Annotated in this window: 12 protein-coding genes and 1 tRNA gene; all 13 read left to right on the top strand. The window is 64.4% G+C overall.

The window, feature by feature from the left end:
* The first annotated feature begins 51 nt into the window (after nt 1–51).
* The 13 genes from AC5LXX_RS11735 to nuoI all read left to right on the top strand — a co-directional run bounded on the left by AC5LXX_RS11735 (nt 52) and on the right by nuoI (nt 11514).
* Complete coding sequence (locus tag AC5LXX_RS11735; protein ID WP_493409567.1) at nt 52–1071, top strand: NAD(P)H-quinone oxidoreductase; 1020 nt, start codon at nt 52–54, stop codon at nt 1069–1071.
* Nucleotides 1072–1223: 152 nt separating this feature from the next.
* Nucleotides 1224–1979, top strand: coding sequence for a triose-phosphate isomerase (tpiA, locus tag AC5LXX_RS11730; RefSeq protein ID WP_493401207.1), 756 nt, complete (start codon nt 1224–1226; stop codon nt 1977–1979).
* Nucleotides 1980–2051: 72 nt separating this feature from the next.
* The gene (secG, locus tag AC5LXX_RS11725) at nt 2052–2432 is read left to right on the top strand and encodes a preprotein translocase subunit SecG (protein WP_282505630.1); all 381 of its coding nucleotides are present in this window, start codon (nt 2052–2054) and stop codon (nt 2430–2432) included.
* A 110-nt stretch (nt 2433–2542) separates the two neighbouring features.
* A tRNA-Leu gene (locus AC5LXX_RS11720) sits at nt 2543–2627 on the top strand.
* A 153-nt stretch (nt 2628–2780) separates the two neighbouring features.
* Complete coding sequence (locus tag AC5LXX_RS11715; RefSeq protein ID WP_006398798.1) at nt 2781–3140, top strand: NADH-quinone oxidoreductase subunit A; 360 nt, start codon at nt 2781–2783, stop codon at nt 3138–3140.
* 62 nt (nt 3141–3202) lie between these two features.
* Entirely contained in the window at nt 3203–3682 is a 480-nt protein-coding gene (locus AC5LXX_RS11710; RefSeq protein WP_006398799.1) for a NuoB/complex I 20 kDa subunit family protein, read from the top strand.
* Nucleotides 3683–3703: 21 nt separating this feature from the next.
* Nucleotides 3704–4306, top strand: a complete 603-nt coding sequence (locus tag AC5LXX_RS11705) for an NADH-quinone oxidoreductase subunit C (RefSeq protein WP_043188849.1) — start codon at nt 3704–3706, stop codon at nt 4304–4306.
* A gap of 9 nt (nt 4307–4315) precedes the next feature.
* Nucleotides 4316–5569: an NADH-quinone oxidoreductase subunit D gene (locus tag AC5LXX_RS11700; protein ID WP_034184888.1), complete on the top strand. Its 1254-nt coding sequence runs from the start codon at nt 4316–4318 to the stop codon at nt 5567–5569.
* A 172-nt stretch (nt 5570–5741) separates the two neighbouring features.
* Nucleotides 5742–6227 (top strand): NADH-quinone oxidoreductase subunit NuoE, encoded by a 486-nt coding sequence (nuoE, locus tag AC5LXX_RS11695; protein WP_006756903.1) that lies wholly within the window; start codon nt 5742–5744, stop codon nt 6225–6227.
* The gene (gene nuoF / locus AC5LXX_RS11690) at nt 6224–7534 is read left to right on the top strand and encodes an NADH-quinone oxidoreductase subunit NuoF (protein WP_034184889.1); all 1311 of its coding nucleotides are present in this window, start codon (nt 6224–6226) and stop codon (nt 7532–7534) included. Before nuoE ends, nuoF begins: the two co-directional genes overlap by 4 nt.
* 82 nt (nt 7535–7616) lie before the next feature.
* Nucleotides 7617–9947, top strand: coding sequence for an NADH-quinone oxidoreductase subunit NuoG (gene nuoG / locus AC5LXX_RS11685; protein WP_493409566.1), 2331 nt, complete (start codon nt 7617–7619; stop codon nt 9945–9947).
* Nucleotides 9948–11015 carry an NADH-quinone oxidoreductase subunit NuoH gene (gene nuoH / locus AC5LXX_RS11680; protein ID WP_059233605.1) on the top strand — a complete coding sequence of 356 codons (1068 nt, stop codon included), beginning with the start codon at nt 9948–9950 and terminating at the stop codon, nt 11013–11015. It abuts the gene before it with no gap.
* A gap of 10 nt (nt 11016–11025) precedes the next feature.
* A complete protein-coding gene (gene nuoI, locus AC5LXX_RS11675) occupies nt 11026–11514 on the top strand; it encodes an NADH-quinone oxidoreductase subunit NuoI (protein ID WP_124453079.1) in 489 nt (162 codons plus the stop codon).
* Nucleotides 11515–11539: the final 25 nt, after the last annotated feature.

The raw sequence follows: 11539 nt of genomic DNA, 5'->3' as shown, positions 1-11539 counted from the left end.
GCCCTGCGCGCGGGCGTGCCATCCGATTCCGTTCCTGGAGCCTCCCTCACCATGAAAGCCATCGAAATCACCGAATTCGGCGCCCCTGACGTGCTGAAGCTTGCGGAGCGTCCGCGCCCCGAACCGAAGCGCGGCGAGGTGCTGATCAAGGTGGCGGCTTCCGGTGTGAACCGGCCCGACGTGTTCCAGCGCAAGGGCGCCTATGCGCCGCCGCCGGGTGCGTCGGATCTGCCGGGGCTCGAGGTGGCAGGCGAAATCGTCGGCGGCGACCTGTCCGATGCCGCGCTGAACCCGTTCGGCCTGAAGCTGGGCGATCGCGTGTGCGCGCTGCTCGCGGGCGGCGGTTACGCCGAATACGCGGTCGCACCGCTGCCGCAATGCCTGCCCGTGCCCGACGGGCTCACCGATATCGAGGCCGCGTCGCTGCCCGAAACGTTCTTCACCGTGTGGAGCAACGTGTTCGACCGTGCGGGGCTCGGCGCGGGCGAGGGCGGCGAGCAGGAGACGCTGCTGGTTCAGGGCGGCTCGAGCGGCATCGGCGTGACGGCCATCCAGATCGCGCATGCGCTCGGCTTTCGCGTGTTCGCGACGGCCGGCACCGCCGACAAGTGCCGCGCGTGCGAGGCGCTCGGCGCCGAACGTGCGATCAACTACAAGACCGAAGACTTCGTCGAGGTCGTGAAGTCGTTGACGCACGATCGCGGCGTCGACGTGATCCTCGACATGGTGGCGGGCTCGTACGTGCCGCGCGAGCTGTCCGCGCTCGCGGACGGCGGCCGTCTCGTGCTGATCGCGCTGCTCGGCGGCGCGAAGGCCGACGTCAACCTGAGCGAGATCCTGCGCCGCCGGCTGACCATCACGGGTTCGACGCTGCGCCCGCGCCCGGTCGAGTTCAAGGCGCGCATCGCCGCGCAACTGAAGGCGCGCGTGTGGCCGCTGATCGCCGACGGCCGCATCAAGCCGGTGATCTATCGCGTGCTGCCGGCCGCGGACGCCGCGCACGCGCATGCGCTGATGGAAAGCAGCGAGCACACCGGCAAGATCGTCCTCGATTGGGGTACGAACGCCTGACGGCCCGTGTGGCCGGGCTTGACATGCGCGGTTTGACCGGTTCAAGCCGTGCGCAGTAAAATCGCGGGTTTGCTTCGCCAGATCAAACCTGACGGCCGGTTTCCGGCGCGTTATTGACCAAGCAACGACCAAGCGGTGACGAGACAGACACGATGTCGAAACAGAGAACGAAGCGGGTGATCGGCAACTGGAAGATGCACGGCCGGCTGGCCGGCAACCAGGCGTTGCTGAACGAAGTGGTGCAGGGTGTGGGCGCGGTGGCGGCCGAAACGTCGGTCGGCGTGTGCGTGCCGTTCCCGTATCTCGCGCAGGTTCATGCGCAGCTCGACGGCGGCCGTGTCGCCTGGGGCGCGCAGGACGTGTCCGCGCACGAACAGGGCGCGTTCACCGGCGAAGTGGCGGCTGCGATGGTCGCGGAGTTCGGCGCACGCTATGCGATCGTCGGTCACTCGGAGCGTCGCGCGTATCACGGCGAAAGCAACGAGACGGTCGCGGCGAAGACGCAGCGCGCACTCGCAGCCGGCCTCACGCCGGTCGTGTGCGTCGGCGAGACGCTCGCCGAACGCGAGTCGGGTGCGACCGAGCAGGTCGTCGGTGCGCAGCTCGACGCGGTGCTTGCCGTGCTGACGGCCGACGAGGCTGCGCGCATCGTCGTCGCGTACGAGCCGGTCTGGGCGATCGGCACGGGCAAGAGCGCGACGTCGGCGCAGGCACAGGACGTGCACGCGTTCCTGCGTGCGCGCCTCGCGGCTAAGGGTGCGGCGGACGTATCCGTGCTGTACGGCGGCAGCGTGAAGCCGGACAACGCGGAAGAGCTGTTCGCGCAGCCGGACATCGACGGCGGCCTGATCGGCGGCGCGTCGCTGAAGGCGGAAGATTTCCTGGCGATCTGCCGGGCCGCGCGATAAGCGGTCCGAGATCGAATTGAACCATGACGGCGGCCGGACAGTCCGGTCGCCCGATCCAATCGGGTGGGTGTGATGCTGTTATTCAAGACGCTGATTATTGTGGTGCAGGTGCTGTCTGCACTCGGTGTGATTGGTCTCGTGCTGCTGCAGCACGGCAAGGGTGCCGACATGGGCGCCGCGTTCGGCAGCGGTGCGTCGGGCAGCCTGTTCGGTGCGACGGGGTCGGCGAACTTCCTGTCGCGCACGACGGGCATTCTCGCGACGATCTTCTTCGTCGCGACGCTCGCGCTGACGTACCTCGGTTCGTACAAGTCGACGCCGTCGGCCGGCGTGCTCGGCGCGGCAGCGACCGCACCGGCATCGGCACCTGCAGCATCGGCACCGGCAGTCGCGGCATCCGCCGCTGTTGCGGGTTCGGCTGCAAGCGCGCCGGGCCAGGATGTCCCGAAATAAAAAGTTAAATTTTTTGCGTTTGTGCGTTGAACAAATCCGGAACTCGGGTTAGAATTTAATTCTTGAAGCGATTCGCGGGAACGAGCAGCACAACCCGAGTTGCATGCAGTGCCGACGTGGTGAAATTGGTAGACACGCTATCTTGAGGGGGTAGTGGCGAAAGCTGTGCGAGTTCGAGTCTCGCCGTCGGCACCAAAGTTACTCAATGCCAGCCGCTTCTAGTGGCTGGCATTTTTCATTTCTGGGGTGTGCTTGCGGTTGTCTTGCGATCGCCTGCACTCCGAAATGATTCCTTCCGCCGGAAGTGGTATTCTCCGGACGCTCAGAACCAACCGATAGAGGATTGCCTTGAACCTCGCAGCCTATTACCCCGTCTTGTTGTTCCTCCTCGTGGGCACTGGTTTAGGTATAGCGCTGGTCAGCATCGGCAAGCTCCTGGGTCCCAACAAGCCGGACGTCGAGAAGAACGCACCGTACGAGTGCGGCTTCGAAGCCTTTGAAGACGCCCGGATGAAATTCGACGTCCGGTATTACCTCGTCGCCATCCTGTTCATCATCTTCGATCTCGAAACCGCATTCCTGTTTCCGTGGGGCGTCGCGCTCCGGGACATCGGCTGGCCGGGTTTCATCGCAATGATGATTTTTCTGCTCGAATTCCTGCTGGGCTTTGCCTATATCTGGAAGAAAGGCGGCCTCGACTGGGAGTGATGGGTTAATCGCCGGTTTGCATGGGCGGCCACGCTCGGTCGCTCGTCTGGAGTGGAAAGCAAATGAGTATCGAAGGGGTCTTGAAGGAAGGGTTTGTCACCACGACGGCTGACAAGCTGATCAACTGGACGCGTACCGGCTCGCTGTGGCCGATGACGTTCGGGCTCGCGTGTTGCGCCGTCGAGATGATGCATGCGGGCGCGGCCCGTTATGACCTGGACCGGTTCGGCGTCGTGTTCCGTCCGAGTCCGCGTCAGTCGGACGTGATGATCGTCGCCGGCACGCTGTGCAACAAGATGGCGCCGGCGCTGCGTCGCGTGTACGACCAGATGGCCGAGCCGCGCTGGGTGATCTCGATGGGATCGTGCGCGAACGGCGGTGGTTACTACCATTACTCGTATTCGGTGGTCCGCGGCTGCGACCGGATCGTGCCGGTCGACGTCTACGTGCCGGGCTGTCCGCCCACGGCCGAGGCGCTGGTCTATGGCGTGATCCAGCTTCAGGCGAAAATCCGTCGCACCAATACCATCGCCCGTCAATAAAGCCCCGAGCGTCCCCTCAATATGGCAAGCAAAATCGAGACCCTCAAGGCAAACCTCGAAGCCGCGCTCGGCGCGCGCGTGGTGAGCCTCACCGAAGCGATCGGTGAACTGACGCTCGTCGTGAAGGCGAGCGATTACCTCGAAGTCGCAAAGATGCTGCGCGACGATCCGAAGCTCCGTTTCGAGCAGCTGATCGATCTCTGCGGCGTCGACTACCAGACCTTCGGCGACGGCGCCTACGACGGCCCGCGTTTCGCAGCCGTGTCGCATCTGCTGTCGGTCACGAACAACTGGCGCCTGCGCCTGCGCGCATTCGCGCCGGACGACGACCTGCCGATCGTGGCATCGCTGGTCGACATCTGGACCTCCGCGAACTGGTACGAGCGTGAAGCGTTCGACCTGTACGGCATCGTGTTCGAAGGCCACCCCGATCTGCGCCGCATCCTCACCGACTACGGCTTCATCGGCCACCCGTTCCGCAAGGACTTCCCGGTGTCGGGCTACGTCGAAATGCGTTACGACCCGGAAGAGAAGCGGGTCGTGTACCAGCCGGTGACGATCGAGCCGCGCGAAATCACGCCGCGCGTGATCCGCGAGGATCGCTATGGCGGTCTGAAACATTAAGGGGGCGTCATGGCAGAAATCAAGAACTACACGCTCAACTTCGGCCCGCAGCACCCGGCAGCGCACGGTGTGCTGCGCCTCGTGCTCGAGCTCGACGGCGAAGTCATCCAGCGTGCCGATCCGCACATCGGCCTGCTGCACCGCGCGACGGAAAAGCTCGCGGAATCCAAGACCTTCATCCAGTCCGTGCCGTACATGGACCGTCTCGACTACGTGTCGATGATGGTCAACGAGCACGGCTACGTGCTCGCGATCGAGAAGCTGCTCGGCATCGACGTGCCGGAGCGCGCGCAGTACATCCGCGTGCTGTTCGACGAGATCACGCGCGTGCTGAACCACCTGATGTGGATCGGCGCGCACGCACTCGACGTCGGCGCGATGGCCGTGTTCCTGTACGCATTCCGCGAACGCGAAGACCTGATGGACGTGTACGAGGCTGTGTCGGGCGCCCGGATGCACGCGGCGTACTACCGCCCGGGCGGCGTCTACCGCGACCTGCCTGACGCAATGCCGCAATACAAGGCGTCGAAGATTCGCAACGAGAAGGCGCTCGCGAAGATGAACGAAGCGCGCAGCGGCTCGGTGCTCGACTTCATCGACGACTTCTTCACGCGCTTCCCGAAGTGCGTCGACGAATACGAAACGCTGCTCACCGACAACCGGATCTGGAAGCAGCGTCTGGTCGGGATCGGCGTGGTCAGCCCGGAACGTGCGCTGCAGATGGGCCTGACGGGCCCGATGCTGCGCGGCTCGGGTATCGCATGGGATCTGCGCAAGAAGCAGCCGTACGAAGTGTACGATCGCATGGATTTCGACGTGCCGGTCGGCGTGAACGGCGATTGCTACGACCGCTATCTGGTGCGCGTCGAAGAAATGCGCCAGTCGATCCGCATCGCGAAACAGTGTATTGAGTGGCTCCGCAAGAATCCGGGCCCGGTGATGACGGACAATCACAAGGTTGCCCCGCCGTCGCGCGTCGGCATGAAGACCAACATGGAAGACTTGATTCACCACTTCAAGCTCTTCACCGAAGGTTTCCATGTGCCGGAAGGCGAAGCGTACGCGGCGGTCGAGCACCCGAAGGGTGAATTCGGCATCTACCTCGTGTCGGACGGTGCCAACAAGCCGTATCGCCTCAAGATTCGCGCACCGGGTTTCGCTCACCTGGCGTCGCTCGACGAAATGGCGCGCGGTCACATGATCGCCGACGCCGTCACGATCATCGGTACGCAGGACATCGTGTTCGGCGAGATCGATCGCTAATGGTTGCGCCGCCTGCGCGAGCGGGCGGCGAGCAGTAAGTCACACGCGATGCGCGCTGAACCGGCGCGGCTTCGCAAGCTGTCAACAGAGTGAGCGCCAGGTCTGCCGTCCATGCACCCCAGTGTGCGGCAGGTTGTTCGTTCGGTAGGAATTGAAAGAGTCGTGTCTGAAAATGATCTCAGCTGAAGGCCTGAAGGAAATCGATCGAGCGTTGACGAAGTATCCCGCCGATCAGAAACAGTCCGCCGTGATGTCGGCGTTGGCCGTGGCTCAAGAAGAGCACGGCTGGCTGTCGCCCGAACTGATGCAGTTCGTCGCGGACTATCTCGGCATGCCGGCCGTTGCCGTGCAGGAAGTCGCGACGTTCTACACGATGTACGAGCTCAACCCGGTCGGCAAGCACAAGATCACGCTCTGTACGAACCTGCCGTGCCAGCTTGGCCCGCACGGCGGCGCGGAAGCGACTGCCGACTACCTGAAACAGAAGCTCGGAATCGGCTTCGGCGAGACCACGCCCGACGGCAAGTTCACGCTGAAGGAAGGCGAATGCATGGGCTCGTGCGGCGATGCGCCGGTGCTGCTGGTGAACAATCACAGAATGTGCAGCTTCATGAGCCGCGAGAAGATCGACCAGCTGCTTGAGGAGCTCTCGAAATGACGTCCCTCCACGACCGTCACATCAAACCGCTGATCCTCGCTGGTCTGAACGGCGAGAACTGGCATCTCGAAGATTACGTTGCGCGCGGCGGCTACAAGCAGCTGCGCCGCATTCTCGAAGAAAAGATTCCGCCCGAGCAGGTGATCGCCGACGTGAAGGCGTCGGGCCTGCGCGGCCGCGGCGGTGCGGGCTTCCCGACCGGCCTGAAGTGGAGCTTCATGCCGCGCCAGTTCCCGGGGCAGAAGTACCTCGTCTGCAACTCGGACGAAGGCGAACCGGGCACGTTCAAGGATCGCGACATCCTGCGCTGGAACCCGCATGCGCTGATCGAAGGCATGGCCATCGGCGCGTATGCGATGGGCATCACCGTCGGCTACAACTACATCCACGGCGAAATCTTCGAAGTGTATCGACGCTTCGAAGCCGCGCTCGATGAAGCGCGCGCAGCCGGGTTCCTCGGCGACCACATCATGGGCTCGGAATTCTCGTTCCAGCTGCACGCGCACCACGGTTACGGCGCGTACATCTGCGGCGAGGAAACGGCGCTGCTCGAGTCGCTCGAAGGCAAGAAGGGCCAGCCGCGCTTCAAGCCGCCGTTCCCGGCAAGCTTCGGCGTGTACGGCAAGCCGACCACGATCAACAACACCGAGACGTTCGCGGCGGTGCCGTTCCTGCTGTCCATCGGGCCGCAGAATTACCTCGAGATCGGCAAGCCGAACAACGGCGGCACGAAGATTTTCTCGGTGTCGGGCGACGTCGAGCGTCCGGGCAACTACGAAGTGCCGCTCGGCACGCCGTTCGCGACGCTGATGGAGCTCGCCGGCGGGATGCGCGGCGGCAAGAAGATCAAGGCCGTGATTCCGGGCGGTTCGTCGGCGCCGGTGATCCCGGGCGACATCATGATGCAGACGGATCTCGACTACGATTCGATCGCGAAGGCCGGCTCGATGCTCGGCTCGGGCGCGGTGATCGTGATGGACGAGACGCGTTGCATGGTGCGCTCGCTGCTGCGCCTGTCGTATTTCTATTACGAGGAATCGTGCGGCCAGTGCACGCCGTGCCGTGAAGGCACCGGCTGGCTGTATCGCGTCGTGAACCGTATCGAGCACGGCGAAGGGCGCCAGGAAGATCTGGACCTGCTGAACTCGGTGGCCGAGAACATCATGGGCCGCACGATCTGTGCACTCGGCGATGCGGCGGCGATGCCGGTGCGCGGGATGCTCAAGCACTACTGGGACGAATTCGCGTACCACGTCGAGCACAAGCACTGCATGGTCGGCGGCCACGCGCACGCGGCGGCAGCCTGAAGCGAACCCGGTTGCGGAATTTGAGCGCACGGTCGGGCGAAGGCGCGAACGGGCGGAAATAGGTTAAGGACCATTCACCATCATGGTTGAACTTGAAATAGACGGCAAGAAGGTCGAGGTGCCCGAAGGCAGCATGGTGATCCAGGCTGCGCACAAGGCGGATACGTACATTCCTCACTTCTGCTATCACAAGAAACTGTCGGTTGCGGCCAACTGCCGGATGTGTCTCGTCGAAGTCGAGAAGATGCCGAAGGCCGTGCCTGCCTGCGCGACCCCCGTGTCGGCCGGCATGATCGTCCACACGCAGTCCGACAAGGCTGTGAAGGCGCAGCAGTCGGTGATGGAATTCCTCCTCATCAATCACCCGCTCGATTGCCCGATCTGCGATCAGGGCGGCGAATGCCAGCTGCAGGATCTGGCGGTCGGCTACGGCAAGTCGTCGTCGCGCTACTCGGAAGAAAAGCGCGTGGTGTTCCACAAGAACGTGGGCCCGCTGATCTCGATGGAAGAAATGTCGCGCTGCATCCACTGCACGCGCTGCGTCCGCTTCGGTCAGGAAATCGCCGGCGTGATGGAGTTCGGCATGCTGGGCCGCGGCGAGCACTCGGAAATCACGACGTTCGTCGGCAAGACGGTCGATTCCGAGATGTCGGGCAACATGATCGACCTGTGCCCGGTCGGCGCGCTGACCAGCAAGCCGTTCCGCTACAGCGCCCGTACGTGGGAACTGTCGCGCCGCAAGTCGGTGAGCCCGCACGATTCCGTCGGCGCGAACCTCGTCGTGCAGGTGAAGAACAACCGCGTGATGCGCGTGCTGCCGTTCGAGAACGAAGCGATCAACGAATGCTGGATCTCGGACAAGGACCGCTTCTCGTACGAAGGCCTCAACAGCGAAGAGCGCCTGACGAAGCCGATGCTGAAGCAGGGCGGCCAGTGGATCGAAACCGACTGGCAGACCGCGCTCGAATACGTCGCGAAGGGCCTGAAGGGCATCGCCGCGGATCACGGCGCGAACGCGCTGGCGATGCTCGCGAGCGCGCACAGCACCGCTGAAGAGCTGTTCCTCGTGAAGCAGCTCGCCAACGAACTGAAGACGCCGAACGTCGACTTCCGTCTGCGTCAGCAGGATTTCTCGGCGCCGGTCCAGGGCGCACCGTGGCTCGGCATGCCGATCGCCGACCTGTCGAACGTGGATGCCGCGTTCGTCGTCGGTTCGTTCCTGCGCCGCGACCACCCGCTGTTCGCGTCGCGCCTGCGTCAGGCCGCGAAGAACGGTGCGAAGCTGCACTTCCTGCACGCGACCGGTGACGACGCACTGATCCCGACCGCGCAACGCATCGTCGCTGCACCGTCCGCATGGCTCGACGAGCTGGCCGGCATCGCCGCGGCCGTCGCGCAACTGCGCGGCGTCGCGCTGCCCGACGCGCTGGCAGGCGTCAGCGCATCGCCGGCCGCTCAGGCTGTCGCGCAGTCGCTCTCGAACGGCGAACGCCGTGCGGTGCTGCTCGGCAACGTCGCGGTCCGTCACACGGAATTCGCGAAGCTGCATGCCGTCGCCAAGTGGATCGCCGACAACACCGGCGCCACGTTCGGCTTCCTGACGGAAGCGGCGAACACGGTCGGCGCGCACGTCGTCGGCGCACTGCCGGGCGAAGGCGGCCTCAACGCACGTGAAGCATTCGCGCAGCCGCGCAAGGGCTACGTGCTGCTGAACGTCGAGCCGGAATTCGACACCGCCGATCCGGCGCAGGCACTGGCCGCGCTGAACCAGGCCGAAATGGTCGTCGTGATGTCGCCGTTCAAGCACGGCCTCGACTACGCCGACGTGCTGCTGCCGGTTGCGCCGTTCACGGAAACGGCCGGCACGTACGTCAACGCGGAAGGCACCGTGCAGAGCTTCAACGGCGTCGTGCGCCCGCTCGGCGACACGCGTCCGGGCTGGAAGGTCCTGCGCGTGCTCGGCAGCCTGCTCGGCCTGCCGAACTTCGAATACGAGACCGCGGAAGAAGTGCGTGTCGCGGCGCTCGGCGACGCCGGTGTCGCAGGCCGCCTGTCGAACCAGACGTCGGTTGCGCCGGTGCGCGCCGCGGCGAACGCCGCGAACGGCGGTTTCGAGCGCCTGGCCGATGTACCGATCTATCACGCCGACGCGCTCGTGCGCCGTGCAGGTGCGCTGCACCTGACGACCGCCGCGAAGGCGGCGAATGCCGCAGCCCTGCCGGCCGCGCTGTTCGACAAGCTGGGCTTGAAGGAAGGCGACGCCGTGCGCGTGCGCCAGGGCGAGCGTGCGGTGCAGTTGCCGGCCGTGCGCGACGCGAATCTTGCGGAGACGGTCGTTCGCGTGTCGGCGGCGACGCCTGCCGGCGCAGCGCTCGGCAGCCTGTCCGGTGAACTGGTGGTGGAGAAGGCGTAAATGAGCTTGTTCGATACGATCAACGCGGGCGGGGCCGAGCTTCTCGGCTTCGCGTGGCCGACGGTGTGGGCAGTCGTGCGCATCCTCGTCGTCTCCGTCGTCATCCTGCTGTGCGTCGCGTACCTGATTCTGTGGGAACGCAAGCTGATCGGCTGGATGCACGTGCGTCTCGGCCCGAACCGCGTCGGCCCCGGCGGCCTGCTGCAGCCGATCGCCGACGTGCTGAAGCTGCTGCTGAAGGAAGTCATTCAGCCGAGCGCCGCCAGCCGCTGGCTGTACCTGATCGCGCCGGTCATGACCGTCGTGCCGGCGTTCGCCGTGTGGGCCGTGATCCCGTTCCAGGCCGAAGCGGTCCTCGCGAACGTGAACGCGGGCCTGCTGTACGCGATGGCGATCTCGTCGATCGGCGTGTACGCGGTGATTCTCGCGGGCTGGGCATCGAACTCGAAGTACGCGTTCCTCGGCGCGATGCGCGCCGCGGCACAGATGGTGTCGTACGAAATCTCGATGGGCTTCGCGCTGGTGCTGGTGCTGATGACGGCCGGCAGCCTGAACCTGTCGGAAATCGTCGGTTCGCAACAGCACGGCTTCTTCGCGGGCCACGGCGTGAACTTCCTGTCGTGGAACTGGCTGCCGCTGCTGCCGGCGTTCGTCGTGTACTTCATCTCGGGCATCGCCGAAACGAACCGCCACCCGTTCGACGTGGTGGAAGGGGAGTCGGAGATCGTCGCGGGTCACATGATCGATTACTCGGGCATGGCGTTCGCGCTGTTCTTCCTCGCCGAGTACATCAACATGATCGTGATCTCGGCGCTCGCCGCGACGCTGTTCCTCGGCGGCTGGGACGCACCGTTCGAATTCCTGTCGTTCATCCCGGGCATCTTCTGGCTGGTGCTGAAGGTCTTCGCACTGCTGTCGGTGTTCATCTGGGTCCGCGCGACGTTCCCGCGCTACCGTTACGACCAGATCATGCGCCTGGGCTGGAAGGTGTTCCTGCCCGTCACGGTGATCTGGGTGATCGTGGTTGGCTTCTGGATGATGTCGCCGCTGAACATCTGGGTGAAGTAAGGACGAAATCATGACGGCTATCCAACACTTCTTTAAGACTTTCTTCCTGACCGAGCTGCTGAAGGGGCTCGCGCTGACCGGTCGTTACACGTTCAAGCGCAAGGTCACCGTGCAGTTCCCGGAAGAAAAGACCCCGATCTCGCCGCGTTTCCGCGGGCTGCATGCACTGCGCCGCTACGAAAACGGCGAAGAGCGCTGCATCGCGTGCAAGCTGTGCGAGGCCGTGTGCCCTGCGCTGGCGATCACGATCGAATCGGAAACGCGCGCGGACAACACGCGCCGCACGACGCGCTACGACATCGACCTGACGAAGTGCATCTTCTGCGGTTTCTGCGAAGAGAGCTGCCCGGTCGATTCGATCGTCGAGACGCAGATTCTCGAGTACCACGGCGAAAAGCGCGGCGACCTGTATTTCACGAAGGAAATGCTGCTCGCGGTGGGCGATCGCTACGAGAAGGACATCGCCGCGGCGAAGGCTGCCGACGCGCCGTATCGTTGATTGTGTTTGCAGTGCCGGCCCGAAG

The organism is Burkholderia torrens, from assembly GCF_984668525.1.
The sequence above is the reverse complement of the archived record's forward strand: the minus strand, read 5'-3'. Positions and strand labels throughout refer to the sequence as shown.